The following is a 14,347-nucleotide window of genomic DNA, read 5'->3' on the forward strand; positions in this document are numbered from 1 at the left end:
ATATCATTTACTTAGGATATTTTCTTGATGCTTTTATTTTATTTCTCCTCACTCTCAATGAATATTTAATTATAAGTTTTTTACATTTTAATTTGCTTATTTCATGTATTAGCACATCAAATTTTTGACAAATCAAAAAGATTGAAATCCACTCATGAAACACGTAATATAGACTCTGACTCTAAAAAAGTTCGTTAATAATAATACATAAAATAAGGAGGTTTTATATACGAGTTTTTCATTTTAAAAGACGGAGAGGTTTTATATTATGTGGCGCAATAAAAATGTTTGGATTGTTTTAATTGGGGAGTTTATTGCTGGTCTAGGGTTATGGCTTGGTATTCTTGGTAACCTTGAATTTATGCAAAAATATGTCCCTTCTGATTTCATGAAATCCGTTATATTATTTATCGGATTATTAGCAGGTGTTTTAGTTGGACCTATGGCAGGTCGCATAATTGATCAATATGAAAAGAAAAAAGTTCTTCTTTACGCTGGGTTCGGTCGCGTTATTAGTGTTATTTTTATGTTTTTCGCTATCCAATTTGAAAGCATCGCCTTTATGATTGCTTTTATGGTTGCTCTTCAAATTTCAGCAGCATTTTATTTCCCTGCATTACAATCTGTAATCCCACTTATCGTACGTGAGCATGAGTTATTACAGATGAACGGTGTACATATGAATGTAGGTACAATCGCTCGTATTGCAGGTACTTCACTAGGTGGAATTCTTTTAGTTGTAATGAGTTTACAGTATATGTATGCCTTCTCAATGGCAGCATACGCTTTATTATTCCTCTCAACTTTCTTCCTTCAATTCGAAGATAAGAAATCAACAACACCAAGCAAACAAGCTGCAAAAGATAATAGCTTTATGGAAGTATTTCGTATTTTAAAAGGAATTCCGATTGCTTTCACAGCACTTATATTAAGTATTATCCCTCTATTATTTATAGCTGGATTTAATTTAATGGTAATTAATATTAGCGAAATGCAACATGATCCAACGATTAAAGGATTTATATATACCATTGAAGGTATCGCATTTATGTTAGGTGCCTTCGTTATTAAACGTTTATCTGATCATTTCAAACCTGAAAAGTTACTATATTTCTTCGCAGTTTGTACCGCTTTTGCACATCTATCATTGTTCTTTAGCGATATAAAATGGATGTCTCTTACATCATTTGGTTTATTTGGTTTTAGTGTCGGTTGCTTCTTCCCTATTATGTCGACAATTTTCCAAACGAAAGTGGAAAAAAGCTATCACGGCCGTCTATTCTCATTCCGTAATATGTTTGAGAGAGTTATGTTCCAAATCGTTTTACTCGGTACTGGTTTCTTCTTAGATACGATTGGTTTACAGTACATGGTCTTAATTTTCGGCGTCATTTCATTATTAATTATTTTCATTTCTTTATCTAAACAGAAACAATATGAAAAACAGCCTTCGCAATCTGCGAATTTATAACATAAACAAAGACGCATGGATCCTATTAGATTAATCCATGCGTCTTTGTTATATAAAAACTTTTTTATTACGCTTATTGTAATTATTTAAAGGAGTACCCCTTTCGCTTTGAATACAGTATACTAACATGATATATATAGGGGGTTCGCAATTGTCTGATGGCATGCAGTTATTTATTATCTTTATTTTTGTATTAGCTCTGTTTAGCATCATAAACTTTTTAGCTATTTCCTTATCTGGACATAACTTTAAAAGAAGAATTATCTCCGGTTTCATATTTTCACTACTAACTCCCATAGTCTTTTTGACTACCGCAGCATTCGCTTTTATATTTGATACAACTGGATTGAGAGCAGGTACATTAGCCTTTATTGTTGCCATTGTATATATTTAAATGGAATAGTGATCCTACTTTCCTCTTTATTTTCCCTCAAAAGAAACATAGCATAGACTATAGTACTCGGCATAAATCTGACTTTACACTAGATTCATGCTTTTTCAATTCCTTCTAAATTTTTATATGAAATTAAATAATTCTTTATAAAAATTTAAACTTTATTTATTACAATATTCCTATCGTATTCGCACGTTTATTGAAAGTAAAAAGAAAGGAGTACAAAATGAAAAAGGTTCTATTAATTATTCCAATATTCATCGTTCTACTTAGCGGATGTAGCAATAATGATATATACGGTTCTTGGGAAGTCGTTGACAACAAAAATGGTCTTTGTCCTGTATCGTATAAATTTGAAACAGTTGTAAAAGAAGAAAAGAAAGAAAAAATTATTCAATATTTAGTAGAGATGCAAACAACAAAGAAAAAAGAAGATTTATACAAAGGCTCATTTGTAAAGGATTCTAATGTGTATCATATTGATTATGGTAACTCATTTACATCAGATCAAACTATAAAAGTTGTCGATGGCAAATTAAATGTATACTTTTATGCAGTGGAAAGATTATGTACATATAAAAAGAAATGATGACACTTCATATAAGACGCAGAAAATATTTTCTGCGTTTTTTTATGTTTCTCCTTATTATCCTCCCTCTAAATTTGTCAATCGTTTTAATTTTCATAAAAAAATGATAAAATGTAAACATGTGTTTTCAGAATAATTAAAAACGTAGAAAGAAAACACTGTTTTTAGGAGGGGTTTTGATGACTTACACGTTAGCAACTAGAATGAAAGCATTCCAATCTTCTATATTTAGTGAATTAGGGGCCTATAAAAAAGAAAAGATTGCAGCAGGCCACAAAATGATTGATTTAAGTATCGGGAATCCTGATATGCCGCCTGCTGACTTCGTAAGAGAAGAAATGGTACATACAGCAAGTGATAAAGAAAGCTATGGATACACATTAAGTGGTATTCAAGAATTTCACGAAGCTGTAACTGAATATTACAACAACACTCATAACGTTAAATTAAATGCAGATAAAGAAGTTTTATTATTAATGGGTTCACAAGACGGACTCGTTCATTTACCTATGGTTTATGCAAATCCGGGAGATATTATATTAGTTCCGGATCCAGGATATACAGCTTATGAAACTGGAATTCAAATGGCTGGTGCAACATCTTACTACATGCCATTAAAGAAAGAAAATGATTTCTTACCTAACTTAGAGCTAATTCCTGAAGAAATTGCCGATCAAGCGAAGATGATGATTTTAAACTTCCCAGGGAATCCAGTTCCAGCAATGGCCCATGCAGATTTCTTTAAAGAGGTAATTGCATTCGCGAAAAAGCATAACATTATTGTTGTCCATGATTTTGCTTATGCTGAATTTTATTTTGATGGCAATAAACCAATTAGCTTCCTCTCTGTACCTGGTGCTAAAGAAGTTGGAGTAGAAATCAACTCTTTATCAAAAAGTTATAGTTTAGCAGGTAGCCGTATTGGATATATGATTGGAAACGAAGAAATTGTTCGTGCACTTACTCAATTTAAATCAAATACAGATTACGGTGTGTTTTTACCAATTCAAAAAGCGGCATCAGCGGCACTAAGAAATGGCGCTGCGTTTTGTGAGAAAAATCGCGGTATTTATCAAGAACGTAGAGATACTTTAGTTGATGGATTCCGGACATTTGGTTGGAATGTTGATAAACCAGCTGGTAGTATGTTCGTCTGGGCCGAAATTCCGAAAGGCTGGACTTCTATAGATTTCGCTTATGCATTAATGGATCGTGCGAATGTCGTTGTTACACCAGGTCATGCATTTGGACCTCATGGAGAAGGCTTTGTACGAATTGCACTTGTTCAAGATAAAGAAGTGTTACAACAAGTTGTTGAAAACATTAGAAATAGCGGTATTTTTTCTCTTGAAAAAGTAAATGAATTAGTTAAAAATTAATGATAACTCCCCTGCTTAACTGTAGCAGGGGTATTATTTATTGGAGGTACTTTCATATGCATATTCAAGACACTCTTCCTCATCGTTATCCTTTTTTAATGATTGATAAAGTAACAAATGTAAAACATGGTGAATCCGTTACGGGATATAAACTGATTTCAAATAATGAGTGGTTTATAAATGATAATCAAAAACATATGCCTCATATGTTAATTGTAGAAGCACTTGCTCAGCTTAGTGCATTTGTAAATACAAGTGACTCTGAAGGTCTAGGCTTCCTCTCTTCGTTGGATGGGGTTGAATTCCACGGAAACGCATATCCCGGTGATAAACTTGATTTACATTATAAGCTTACTCGCAATCGTCGAGGTTTTATTCTCGGTAAAGGTACTGCAACTATTAAAGATCAGCCGATTGTAACTATAGAAAAGCTATTAATATATCAAGCAGAATAGAGACGATGTAATTCGTCAGGATATCTCCCTCCTACAAATTCGTCTCACCAACATGAACAGAGTAAACAAATTACTTGGTTAGGAGCAAGAAAATGGAAAGTACTATCGGTATCGATGCTGGAGGAACATTAACGAAAATTGCTTATTTGAACGAACAAAAGCAATTAGCTTTTGAAAAATTTTATTCAAATGAACAAGATAAAATAATAGATTGCCTTAAGAAAAGCACTCGTATAAAACAAATATGTATAACAGGTGGTAAAGCAAAACAATTACAGCAACTACTTTCAAACTCATATAATATAGTAGAACTAAACGAATTCGAAGCTACTCTTGTAGGTGTCCGATACATATTAAAAGAAGAGCAATATGATATAAACAACTTTATTTTAACAAATATAGGTACAGGTACTTCCATTCATTACGTTTATAATGACAAATATATTCGAGCTGGTGGAACAGGTGTTGGAGGTGGTACTATTATGGGGCTTTCAAAATTGTTAACAAACATAGATCATTTTGAAGATGTGATTCCTTTAACAAAATTAGGTTCTAGAAAAGAACTAGATATTACGGTCGGTGATATTTATGGTGGCATTCTCTCTCCTATTGATAATAGCTTAACTGCAAGCAATTTTGGTAAAGCTACCAAAACAGATTCAAATTTTAGTAGTGCTGATATACTAGCAACTGTGCAAGGACTTGTCGGTGAAGTTGTTACTGCATTAAGCCTTCAATTCGCCGAAACAAAAAACATTGACCATATTATTTATATTGGTTCCACTCTATGTAATAACGTACACCTTCAAAATATTATTAGTAACTACACAAAATATCAAAATAAAACACCAATCTTTTTACGAGATGGTGGTAATAGCGGTGCGATTGGTGCTTTACTTCATGCTACGAATAAAAAAGGCTGACTTTTGTCAGCTTTTTTACAACGGTACTTCAAATTCAATAATTGATTCTCCACCCTCTCCAATTCGCTCTACACTAATTCTATCAATTACACATTGTAACTTTTCAGGTAAACTACGAATATCCTTGGCTACTTTAGCAGCTAACTCCTCACTACTTTTTCTTCCCACTGTTACATGCGGTATGTATAGAATATCTGCTCTCAAAAATTGTAGCAAAGGACCTGTATATAATTTAGCGTGTAATTCTTCTATCTGTTCTTTCCCTCTCTCCACTTCCAAATACAAATAGTTTCCTACATTAGTGATACAATTTGCAAACTCAATTTCAATTTTGCCTATCCCTTTTGCTAAATTCAAAATATGAGATCTTAATTCATCATTTGAAATATTACTCTTAAACGGAAATACAATTGTTATATGCGGTGGAATTAATTCAAATAAAGGATCATGTATTTGTCTAATATTCTCTATTTTATCGATGGACATATTATTTAGAAAAACTAAAACTGTACGCATTTTTATCCCCTCTACTTTCCCTTATTTTAATATGTATCATATTCTATAACTGTCTTGCACTTCAACAAATTATTTTACTTACATGTAAAAATAAAAAACTTCTCAAATGAGAAGTTTTCATATAACATGATTACTATTTTCCCGCCAAACTTTTCTAAACTTTATATAACAAGCAATTCTCCAGGGAATGATATACGATACTGCAACTACGTAAAATAATAAACCAATCGTTTGTTGATCTAAATCAACAATATATTGCCTTGAACCATATCTCAATACGACAAGTCCAATAAAAGTAATTAAAAAAGCAGCACTTTTTTTCGTATAAATATTCCCATCATCTCTTCGCTCATAATTTGTTAAAACTATAAGTGGTACGGCGAAAAGAATTCCAATGAATGCTGCTATTATAACTTCTAAGATAGCTAGATGCACGGGACCAAAAAACCATAAAACACCTGGTGTTAAAAATAGTAATGGCCACAAAATACTTTTCCCCGTCCCCTTTATTGGCTTATGCATAGATCGGTAACGACGCCAAAATATGAGCAGTGCAATGCATAAAAAGACTGTAATTAGTGAAGAAGTGTCTCCCATTTGTTTTTCCTACTCTCCTCAAATATATACTTAATTATATTTTAAATTGTTTGCTCAAATGATACCTTTCGAATAAATATACCGCTAGTCACGACATAGACGATAGTTAATATAATTGAACTGACAATAAAATATGGGATATCTATTAAAGATAGATTAGATGTAGAATTTAAATCCTGTATTCCTACTTCTGCATAAAGCACACTATTCAATGATATAAAAAATGTTCCACCAATCATAAGACCAATCCACTTAAAACGTTTCTTAATCACTACTACTACTTGAAAGAAAGTTGCTATTGTAAGATACAATAATAGTTGTACAATAAACTGTTTAACTGATTGTTCTCCTAAACTAATATTTACTGTACTATACAATGTATTTTTTAAAAAAATTACTTGAAGGAATGAGAAAACCACAGCTTGTAATAAGATATAGAAAACTGATCCAATGAAAAACTGTAATCTCGTTACTCCAAATGAAACTGCTAAACGAAACACATCATCCTGTATGATAAAAGTACTTACTACTATAAACAATGTAATTGCAATCGAAGGATAATTTAATATATGTTGTAAAAATCCTTCTCTTATTTCTCTCAAATCCATTACACTTGTAATTCCTTTTATAAGTAATGCTGCAATCCAAAATATTAAAATTGCTTTATAATGAAAATTTATATGTAACTTCAACTGCTTCATTAACATCGTCATTTCACTTCACCACCAGTTATGTGTATAAATAGTTTTTGTAATGTAATTCTATCAATCAGTAACCCTTCTTTTTCAAGAGAGTAATAATCTTCATTAGAAAGTTCTTCCCATATAACAGCAATCCCCTTATTTCCATAAACTTCTCGATTTATTATTTTTTTATTTATCGAAAACTCATCTACTTTATCTTTTTTTCCTGAAATAATATGAGCTTGTTGCAATAAATCTTCCACCGATGATTGAACAACAAGTGCGCCTGCTTTTATGATGATTACATCTTCAATAACATGGGTTACTTCTTCTACTAAATGTGTTGATAATATTATTGTTCGTGGATACTCACCGTAATCTTCTAGTAGTAAACTATAAAACAACTCGCGATGTGCTGCGTCTAAACCTGTAGTTGGTTCATCAAAAATGGTAATTGGTGCCCTACTTGCTAATCCTTGAATAATTCCGACGACTGTTTGCATGCCATGTGATAATTTATGATATTTCACTGTCATATTAAGCTGAAATTTATCAGCGAGTTCTTCAGCGTACTTTCCATCCCAGTTTTTATAAAACATGTTGCACATCTTAAAAATTTCTTTTACTTTAAAACTTAGATGTGCTTCTTCTTTCACTCTAACGAAACAAATATTTTGCATTGCTTTACTATTTTCAAAAACATGTTCGCCAAATATTGATATACTTCCACTACTTGAAGTAATTTGGCCTGCAAGTAAATTTAATAGTGTCGTTTTTCCTGCCCCGTTTCTACCGAGCAAACCATATATTTTATGCTCTTCCAATGAAATCGTTACTTCATTTACTGCTATTTTCTTTTTATATTTTTTCGTTACGGCTTTTGTTTCAAGTGCAATCATCCCTATTTCCCCTCCTTCGTAATTTTTTGAATCATATCCATCAATTCATCTTTTGATATTTCTAGTACTTTTGCTTCTTCCCACACTTTAGGTAAATATTCAGTCATAAAAGTATTTTGTCTTTTTTTAAGTACGACTTCTTTCGCTCCCTTTGCAACAAACATCCCAATCCCTCTCTTTTTATATAGAATCCCTTCATCCACTAATACATTTACCCCTTTAGCTGCAGTAGCTGGATTTATTTGTAACATCTTCGCAAATTGATTTGTTGATGGAACTTGTTCTTCTTCAAGTAATATGTCTTTTAAAATATCAGATTCAATCGTTTCTGCAATTTGTAAGTATATTAATTTATTTTGCTCAAGAGTAGGTTTCACAATTTCACCACCTTAGGTTCATAGGTTCGTTACTTATGTAATTAACCATATCACATAAAAACATTTATTTCCATAAATTTCTTTTACAAAAAAAGAGAGTCATTCGTTTAAGAATGGCTCTCTTTCTAAAATGTTGAAGTATCAACTCTTGTTCTCAAATTCTTTTCATTTTATTTCAACTGCTGCACCGGATATTTAGCAAATAAAGCTTTCCGAAACTCTTTATCATTTATAAACATTGTAATTTTTTCGCTATTATCGTTAAGGAACTTTACTACTTTCTTTTTATCCCATATATCATTTTCTTTTGGAAAATCATCAAATTTTTCATACAAGATTGATAGTATATCTTCTCTTTTTATCGTGAAATTTTTATTTTCTACTTGAAACTCGTAACTTTTCGCATTTGGTACTAAAATCGCTAGATAAATAACGTTAAAGAGAAAATTCTTCTCCATTGTGTCCTTGCCATCAAACCAATACGTCTCAACCATGTCTTCTGTCAGAGTTCCATTTGCACCATAGTTTACCTTTATACTTTCATTCTCCAAACTAATACTTTGAAATGTATCACCACCGGGTAAATGATTAACAATTGCAACCATATCTGAGTTATTACCAACGTATGTCCCAGCATATTTCTTAAAGTCACTAGGTTCAACATCAGATATTTCTTTTATTCTTTCTCCGCTAGAACAAGCAGTAATACATAAAAAAATTGTTAGCATAACAACTACATTACGATGCATATATTTCATTTAGCATCCCCCATTTTATCGATATTTCGTTCATTACAATACTTCTTTCCAAAACCCTTTAAAATATACGCATTTTAATCAAAATTAAAAATTTTCAATTTTCATGTTTACAATTATCCATTAATTGTATATACTTACTAACGTAAGAAAAAATTCTAAAAGGAGGTCGAAGGAAATGATGAAATTACAATTACATGCTTTAACTTTAGCGTTAACTGCACCTTTGTTTTTCGGACAATTAAATATGAATTCGACCACCCTAATGGAGAATTGAAAATCGCACTTTATTTCTATTAATTCATAAATTCGCCACAGGAGGTCGTATACTTTCCTGTGGCCTTTTGACGCCCAGCCATAGGAGAACTATATCTTCCTGTGGCTTTTTTGTGCGATTTTTTAGCCTCTTATATTATTTTTTAAAGAAAGGAGCAACATTCGATGACCATTAGCGTATTGTTTTTAAGTATTACGATTCAAAGAAATACAATTTCCAAAGATGAAATTTTTCATAATGAGCAAATTGAAAAAGCTATGAATGATGTTAAGGAGCGCCAAGCGCTTTATTGTGATCACCTGTAATTCCTTTTCGAAAGGAGGAATTCATTTATGACTTTTCATATTTTCTTTTTTACAACTGTACTTCAGAAAAACACTTTATCTGAAGATGAAATCATTCGTAAACAACAATTAAAACAACTGACTGATAAAATGACTGACATTAAAAGTTCATACTATACGCAAATGTATTAAAAATATATTTTAAAGGAGCAATACCTTCATGAAATTCAAAGCATTCTTTTTAACAATCACCATTCAAAAACGTAAGCTTTCTCAAAGTGAGATTTTGCGTGAGCAACACATTCAAACTATTATGGACGAAGTGAAAGAGCACCAAGCTTCTTATTACAGCCGTCTTTTCTAAATAACTTTTAAAGGGGAAAAAACAAATGAAATTTAAAGTATTCTTTTTAACGATCACCATTCACAAAACTAAGTTCTCAGACAGTGAGATATTGCATGACCATCAAATTAATAAAGCTATGGAGGATGTAAAAGAACGTCAAAGTCACTACTGTAGCCATCTATAATTCCTTTCGAAAGGAGGAATGTATCATGAAGTTTCACCTTTTCTTTTTAACAATTACAATTCAGAAAAAAAACTATTCTGATGCGGAATTAAAACAAGAACAACAATATAAACAGGTTATAGACGAAATTCGAGATCGTAGAAGCAAGTACTACTCTCATCTATAATCTTTTAAAAATATAAAATTTGAAAGGGGTCGATTATGATGTTGCTAGCACGTTGTAAGGAAATGATTTGGATAGTTCAGAGGGATTCCACATAGTTTTATTGAGGCTATATCATACAAGTTTATCGTTATATTTGATATGTAATAAATATATAATAAAAGTTTATGCATACACTTTTTTACATTGATTAACAAACAAAAGATACACCACTTAAAAAGCGGTGTATCTTTCTCAACTTATACTATTTTCGATTACTTCGTTTCGTCTTAAACAATCTCACTAAGTTCGATACAACTGTTTTTGTTACTGCATAAACTGGTACTGCCAAAATCATTCCGATAATTCCCGCAAAGTTACCTACCCCTAAAATTAAAATAATAATTGTTAACGGATGGATATTTAATTTTGAACTCATAATACGCGGTGAAATGATGTTACTTTCAAACTGTTGTACAATTGTTACGATAATAATTACGTACAACGCTTGCATCGGAGATACGAACAGACCTACAATAACAGCTGGTGCTGCACCGATAAATGGACCTAGGTTAGGAATGATATTTGTAAATGCTGCTATAATTCCTAAAACGAAAGCGTACGGTAAATCGATAATTAAATAACCGATAAAAGTAAAAGCACCTACAAATATACAAACGAGCGCTTGCCCTTGAATATATGCAGATAATGTTTCGTTCGTTTCCTTAATGATACGAAGTCCTTCTTCACGGTAAGACTCAGGTAATAGACTAACTGCTTTCCCTGGAAACGCATGTCCATCTTTAAACATATAAAATAAAATAAACGGTACTGTGAAGATAACTAATGCAACGTTTGTGATAATACCAAATAAAGCCGTTGCACTCGACGTAATCGTGTTTGGTATATCCTTTAAGTATTCAATCGCGTTTTTCTCAATTGTTTCAATGGAAACGTAGTTTTGTGTAGATAACCATTCAAACAATCTATGATGGGATAAATCTTGTATGTATAGTTTTCCCTCTTTAATATAACCGGGCATATTTTTTACTAAATCCATTAACTGTTGCGAGATCGTTGGAACAACTACCCCAACTCCAACTGCAGTTAATGTTATAATAAAAAGATATAACAGTAAAATCGCTAAATTTCTAGGTACTTTTTTATTCTCCAAAAAGACTAACAATGGGTTAAATATGAAGTATAAAAATAACGCGATTAAGATTGGGAAAAACAACGTTGATATGAAGATACCAATCGGTTGAAATAGAAACGATATTTTTGTGCAAATAAATATGATCGCTACAACCATTAGCACTTCTAATGTCCAAAAGTGCACTTTCGATTTCAAAAAAACGTCCTCCTTTAAACTAGCACTTCTCTTCATTGTACCAAAATAAGCAAGAATTTCACATAATATTTTCCTTTACAATATTCCAAAATACCAATAAATACACTACAATGAGATTACATACAAATTTGCAGGTAAAGGTGATAAAAATGACACAATGCATCATATGCAGAAAAGATACGAAAGAACTTAGTGAACAATATGTCATCCCCGAAATATTATGTGGATATTATTTCACAAACTCAATTTGTGATACTTGCCACGAACAAATGACAACAAATATTGATCGCCCCTTAATTCGGCATAAATTAAGTCAATTTAAGATTGAGCAAATGAAAAAACAAATTGATTCCCCGCTCTATACGAATGAACATGGTGAGGAACTTGCGGCTGCTGAGACAGATGTTGTTGAAGTAAGTGATGAAATACTTTATTCCAATGCATTAATTATGAAACTATGTAAAAAGCACGATATTTCGCTACATAATGAAATTTGGAAAGAAGAACGTGTAACGAAAGTAGCTAGCTCTATTCAACGTGAATTACTTTTAGATAACCGTAAATACAAAATGAGTGTATTAAAAACAGCTTATACTTTCGCTGTCCAAGCTGTTGATGGCTATTTTGAAGATCCAGATGCGATTGTTATTTCTAACATTCTATCAAATGCCGATTTTATGGAATTAAAAGAAAAAAGTATAGTTCGCGATTTAAGTAAAAGTTCTTTATGGAATACATTAAATACAAATAGCGAGAACCATTACTTTATTTTATTAAGTGATAAAGATGGCCTGTTCTGTTTCATTCGTCTATTTGATATATTTGACGTTGTCGTTCATTTATCAGAAAAGAGATATGAACTTTCATCTCCAATTGTCGGCGTAAATGATGTAAATAGGCAGGAATTTTATGTCCAAACTTTAAAACAGTATATGGATGGGCTATTTAAAGAAAAAAAACCTACTATTTAATCCAAACCAGAACATACGGTCTCCTTTCTTGATGAAAAGACACTGTGTTATAATAAGTATGAAAAGAACAATACAATCACATAAACCAATTATTAATTGTAAATAAATAAAAAAGACCAGTGTGCGGCTACACACTAGTCCACGTAACTTAGCAGATTGGATTGTTCATTTATCCTATTTGTTTCTTACAAACAAAACAACCCACATTCTATTGGCATAGGTGGGTTGTTATTTTTTGAGCTTGTCTATTAAAACGACGACGAACGTTAACAATGCAACGAGAAACAGTCCACCCTGCAGTAGCAACGCTATTTCACTCACGTATTATCACCCCCCTCCTATTTGGAGAAGTGATAATTGAACAACCAACCGTACCTTAAGTTACTATTTAATTTTACCATATTTTCTAATAGTTTACGACGAAAACCCGCAAGTGAAATACTTGCGAGTTTTTTTATCCCGTATTAACAGGCAGTAAACAAAATGAAGCAAAACATAGGTGAAACTGCCTGTTAATGGCCGATTGGTTCAACTTTATTTCTCACTATTTTTTTAATGCATATGCATCAGCTATCATTTCACCAACAATTTTATTTTCTTGTTTCTTCTCGTCTTTCAATAAAGGAAATAACAGTTCTGCCACTTCATATGCCTCTTCTAAATGGGGGTATCCTGATAATACAAACGTATCAATTCCTAACGCTTCATATTCTTTTATTCTTTCTGCTACTGTATGCGGATCTCCAACAAGCGCAGTGCCAGCACCACCTCTTACAAGCCCAATTCCAGCCCATAAGTTAGGACTTATCTCTAACGACTCTCTCGTTCCTTTATTTAAATGTGTCATTCGTTTTTGTCCAACTGAATCATATCTTGCAAATGTTTTTTGAGCGAGCTCAATTGTTTCATTATCTACATATTGAATTAACCTTTCAGCCTCTTCCCATGCTTCTTCTTCTGTCTCTCTTACAATTACGTGTAGTCTAATACCAAATCGTACGTTACGCCCCTTCTCTTCCCCAAGTTTTTTTACTTCATCTATTTTCTCTTTCACTTGCTCTGGTGGTTCTCCCCAAGTTAAATATACATCACTATGTTCAGCCGCAACTTCTTTACCTGCAGCGGACGATCCGCCAAAATAAATTGGTGGATACGGTGTTTGAACCGGAGGAAATACAACTTTACTCTCCGTAACTTTAATATGTTTTCCTTCTAAAGAGATTGTTTCACCTTGTAATACTGACTTCCAAACCTTTAAAAATTCATCTGCAACTTCATATCTTTCATCATGTTCAAGATACAATCCATCACCTTGCAATTCAACAGGATCTCCTCCAGCAACTACATTAATAAGTAATCTCCCATCTGAAATTCTATCAAATGTAGATGCCATCCTCGCTGCAACTGTCGGTGACATTAACCCTGGTCTAACTGCTACTAAAAATTTTAATTTCTCTGTCTCAGCCGCAAGAGCTGATGCTAACACCCATGGATCTTCACAACCTTGACCAGTTGGAAGTAATACACCAGTATATCCTAAATAATCAGCTGCCTGTGCAACTTGCTTATAATAACCATATTCAGCTGCTCTTCCTCTTTTTGTCGTTCCTAAATATCGACCATCTCCATAAGCCGGAATAAACCATAATAATTCCATATCTTTACACACCCCTTATTTATTTTGAAACGTATACTAACATACTCTATATAAATTACCCCTAATAATTTACCCCGCTATTTGCGGGCAGTAAGAT

Annotated in this window: 20 protein-coding genes and 1 pseudogene; 12 read left to right on the forward strand and 9 right to left on the reverse strand. The window is 32.4% G+C overall.

Going from position 1 to position 14,347, the window contains the following annotated elements; all coding sequences use genetic code 11:
* Positions 1-268: 268 nt before the first annotated feature.
* The 6 genes and pseudogenes from GFJ36_RS15120 (at position 269) to coaW (ending at position 5,211) form a co-directional block, all read left to right on the forward strand.
* Positions 269-1,471 (forward strand): MFS transporter, encoded by a 1,203-nt coding sequence (locus tag GFJ36_RS15120; RefSeq protein ID WP_000269246.1) that lies wholly within the window; start codon positions 269-271, stop codon positions 1,469-1,471.
* A 151-nt stretch (positions 1,472-1,622) separates the two neighbouring features.
* A pseudogene (locus GFJ36_RS15125) lies at positions 1,623-1,921 on the forward strand (hypothetical protein).
* Positions 1,922-2,091: 170 nt separating this feature from the next.
* Positions 2,092-2,454 carry a hypothetical protein gene (locus GFJ36_RS15130; RefSeq protein ID WP_097891896.1) on the forward strand — a complete coding sequence of 121 codons (363 nt, stop codon included), beginning with the start codon at positions 2,092-2,094 and terminating at the stop codon, positions 2,452-2,454.
* Between the two features lie 179 nt (positions 2,455-2,633).
* Positions 2,634-3,833: an LL-diaminopimelate aminotransferase gene (locus tag GFJ36_RS15135; protein ID WP_137036063.1), complete on the forward strand. Its 1,200-nt coding sequence runs from the start codon at positions 2,634-2,636 to the stop codon at positions 3,831-3,833.
* Between the two features lie 56 nt (positions 3,834-3,889).
* Positions 3,890-4,288 (forward strand): 3-hydroxyacyl-ACP dehydratase FabZ family protein, encoded by a 399-nt coding sequence (locus GFJ36_RS15140; protein WP_097891894.1) that lies wholly within the window; start codon positions 3,890-3,892, stop codon positions 4,286-4,288.
* 92 nt (positions 4,289-4,380) lie between these two features.
* On the forward strand, positions 4,381-5,211 hold the full coding sequence (gene coaW, locus GFJ36_RS15145; protein WP_064469805.1) for a type II pantothenate kinase: 831 nt from the start codon (positions 4,381-4,383) through the stop codon (positions 5,209-5,211).
* A gap of 15 nt (positions 5,212-5,226) precedes the next feature.
* On the opposite strand, the gene GFJ36_RS15150 is transcribed toward coaW, so the two are convergent.
* The 6 genes from GFJ36_RS15150 to GFJ36_RS15175 form a co-directional block, all read right to left on the reverse strand.
* Positions 5,227-5,727, reverse strand: a complete 501-nt coding sequence (locus GFJ36_RS15150) for a 2'-5' RNA ligase family protein (protein ID WP_087983793.1) — start codon at positions 5,725-5,727, stop codon at positions 5,227-5,229.
* A gap of 117 nt (positions 5,728-5,844) precedes the next feature.
* Positions 5,845-6,324: a CcdC family protein gene (locus tag GFJ36_RS15155; protein WP_097891891.1), complete on the reverse strand. Its 480-nt coding sequence runs from the start codon at positions 6,322-6,324 to the stop codon at positions 5,845-5,847.
* Positions 6,325-6,365: 41 nt separating this feature from the next.
* Positions 6,366-7,037: a DUF4052 family protein gene (locus GFJ36_RS15160; RefSeq protein ID WP_087983792.1), complete on the reverse strand. Its 672-nt coding sequence runs from the start codon at positions 7,035-7,037 to the stop codon at positions 6,366-6,368.
* The gene (locus GFJ36_RS15165) at positions 7,034-7,906 is read right to left on the reverse strand and encodes an ATP-binding cassette domain-containing protein (protein WP_097891888.1); all 873 of its coding nucleotides are present in this window, start codon (positions 7,904-7,906) and stop codon (positions 7,034-7,036) included. The genes GFJ36_RS15160 and GFJ36_RS15165 overlap by 4 nt, the downstream gene beginning before the upstream one ends.
* A 2-nt stretch (positions 7,907-7,908) precedes the next feature.
* Positions 7,909-8,283: a GntR family transcriptional regulator gene (locus GFJ36_RS15170; protein ID WP_000805192.1), complete on the reverse strand. Its 375-nt coding sequence runs from the start codon at positions 8,281-8,283 to the stop codon at positions 7,909-7,911.
* Between the two features lie 170 nt (positions 8,284-8,453).
* Positions 8,454-9,041: a DUF4825 domain-containing protein gene (locus GFJ36_RS15175; RefSeq protein ID WP_087983790.1), complete on the reverse strand. Its 588-nt coding sequence runs from the start codon at positions 9,039-9,041 to the stop codon at positions 8,454-8,456.
* 438 nt (positions 9,042-9,479) lie between these two features.
* Here GFJ36_RS15175 and GFJ36_RS15180 point away from each other — a divergent pair, with 438 nt between their 5' ends.
* Genes GFJ36_RS15180 through GFJ36_RS15200 form a run of 5 tightly spaced genes read left to right on the forward strand, consistent with a single transcriptional unit; the run spans position 9,480 to position 10,295 of the window.
* The gene (locus tag GFJ36_RS15180; protein WP_000156189.1) at positions 9,480-9,620 is read left to right on the forward strand and encodes a YrzI family small protein; all 141 of its coding nucleotides are present in this window, start codon (positions 9,480-9,482) and stop codon (positions 9,618-9,620) included.
* A 27-nt stretch (positions 9,621-9,647) separates the two neighbouring features.
* A complete protein-coding gene (locus GFJ36_RS15185; protein WP_000142721.1) occupies positions 9,648-9,791 on the forward strand; it encodes a YrzI family small protein in 144 nt (47 codons plus the stop codon).
* 28 nt (positions 9,792-9,819) lie between these two features.
* Positions 9,820-9,963, forward strand: coding sequence for a YrzI family small protein (locus GFJ36_RS15190; protein WP_017560126.1), 144 nt, complete (start codon positions 9,820-9,822; stop codon positions 9,961-9,963).
* Positions 9,964-9,988: 25 nt separating this feature from the next.
* The gene (locus GFJ36_RS15195; RefSeq protein WP_064469812.1) at positions 9,989-10,129 is read left to right on the forward strand and encodes a YrzI family small protein; all 141 of its coding nucleotides are present in this window, start codon (positions 9,989-9,991) and stop codon (positions 10,127-10,129) included.
* Positions 10,130-10,154: 25 nt separating this feature from the next.
* Entirely contained in the window at positions 10,155-10,295 is a 141-nt protein-coding gene (locus tag GFJ36_RS15200; protein WP_064473550.1) for a YrzI family small protein, read from the forward strand.
* A gap of 241 nt (positions 10,296-10,536) precedes the next feature.
* On the opposite strand, the gene GFJ36_RS15205 is transcribed toward GFJ36_RS15200, so the two are convergent.
* Entirely contained in the window at positions 10,537-11,622 is a 1,086-nt protein-coding gene (locus tag GFJ36_RS15205) for an AI-2E family transporter (RefSeq protein WP_000837880.1), read from the reverse strand.
* A 149-nt stretch (positions 11,623-11,771) separates the two neighbouring features.
* Here GFJ36_RS15205 and GFJ36_RS15210 point away from each other — a divergent pair, with 149 nt between their 5' ends.
* Complete coding sequence (locus tag GFJ36_RS15210; protein WP_000189705.1) at positions 11,772-12,593, forward strand: HNH endonuclease; 822 nt, start codon at positions 11,772-11,774, stop codon at positions 12,591-12,593.
* 228 nt (positions 12,594-12,821) lie between these two features.
* Here the strand turns inward: GFJ36_RS15210 and GFJ36_RS29645 are convergent, their stop codons facing one another.
* Both GFJ36_RS29645 and ssuD read right to left on the reverse strand, forming a co-directional pair.
* On the reverse strand, positions 12,822-12,914 hold the full coding sequence (locus tag GFJ36_RS29645; RefSeq protein WP_001289320.1) for a putative holin-like toxin: 93 nt from the start codon (positions 12,912-12,914) through the stop codon (positions 12,822-12,824).
* 223 nt (positions 12,915-13,137) lie between these two features.
* Positions 13,138-14,250 carry an FMNH2-dependent alkanesulfonate monooxygenase gene (gene ssuD / locus GFJ36_RS15215; protein WP_087983789.1) on the reverse strand — a complete coding sequence of 371 codons (1,113 nt, stop codon included), beginning with the start codon at positions 14,248-14,250 and terminating at the stop codon, positions 13,138-13,140.
* Between the last annotated feature and the right edge of the window lie 97 nt (positions 14,251-14,347).

This window comes from Bacillus sp. EE-W1, from assembly GCF_009760835.1.
GTDB lineage: Bacteria > Bacillota > Bacilli > Bacillales > Bacillaceae_G > Bacillus_A > Bacillus_A wiedmannii.

Excerpts from the sequence above, each read along its gene's own strand:
- GFJ36_RS15120 (WP_000269246.1), top strand. The coding sequence starts at position 269 with ATGTGGCGCAATAAAAATGTTTGGATTGTTTTAATTGGGGAGTTTATT.
- GFJ36_RS15130 (WP_097891896.1), top strand. The coding sequence starts at position 2,092 with ATGAAAAAGGTTCTATTAATTATTCCAATATTCATCGTTCTACTTAGC.
- GFJ36_RS15135 (WP_137036063.1), top strand. The coding sequence starts at position 2,634 with ATGACTTACACGTTAGCAACTAGAATGAAAGCATTCCAATCTTCTATA.
- GFJ36_RS15140 (WP_097891894.1), top strand. The coding sequence starts at position 3,890 with ATGCATATTCAAGACACTCTTCCTCATCGTTATCCTTTTTTAATGATT.
- coaW (WP_064469805.1), top strand. The coding sequence starts at position 4,381 with ATGGAAAGTACTATCGGTATCGATGCTGGAGGAACATTAACGAAAATT.
- GFJ36_RS15150 (WP_087983793.1), bottom strand. The coding sequence starts at position 5,727 with ATGCGTACAGTTTTAGTTTTTCTAAATAATATGTCCATCGATAAAATA.
- GFJ36_RS15155 (WP_097891891.1), bottom strand. The coding sequence starts at position 6,324 with ATGGGAGACACTTCTTCACTAATTACAGTCTTTTTATGCATTGCACTG.
- GFJ36_RS15160 (WP_087983792.1), bottom strand. The coding sequence starts at position 7,037 with ATGACGATGTTAATGAAGCAGTTGAAGTTACATATAAATTTTCATTAT.
- GFJ36_RS15165 (WP_097891888.1), bottom strand. The coding sequence starts at position 7,906 with ATGATTGCACTTGAAACAAAAGCCGTAACGAAAAAATATAAAAAGAAA.
- GFJ36_RS15175 (WP_087983790.1), bottom strand. The coding sequence starts at position 9,041 with ATGAAATATATGCATCGTAATGTAGTTGTTATGCTAACAATTTTTTTA.
- GFJ36_RS15180 (WP_000156189.1), top strand. The coding sequence starts at position 9,480 with ATGACCATTAGCGTATTGTTTTTAAGTATTACGATTCAAAGAAATACA.
- GFJ36_RS15185 (WP_000142721.1), top strand. The coding sequence starts at position 9,648 with ATGACTTTTCATATTTTCTTTTTTACAACTGTACTTCAGAAAAACACT.
- GFJ36_RS15190 (WP_017560126.1), top strand. The coding sequence starts at position 9,820 with ATGAAATTCAAAGCATTCTTTTTAACAATCACCATTCAAAAACGTAAG.
- GFJ36_RS15195 (WP_064469812.1), top strand. The coding sequence starts at position 9,989 with ATGAAATTTAAAGTATTCTTTTTAACGATCACCATTCACAAAACTAAG.
- GFJ36_RS15200 (WP_064473550.1), top strand. The coding sequence starts at position 10,155 with ATGAAGTTTCACCTTTTCTTTTTAACAATTACAATTCAGAAAAAAAAC.
- GFJ36_RS15210 (WP_000189705.1), top strand. The coding sequence starts at position 11,772 with ATGACACAATGCATCATATGCAGAAAAGATACGAAAGAACTTAGTGAA.
- ssuD (WP_087983789.1), bottom strand. The coding sequence starts at position 14,250 with ATGGAATTATTATGGTTTATTCCGGCTTATGGAGATGGTCGATATTTA.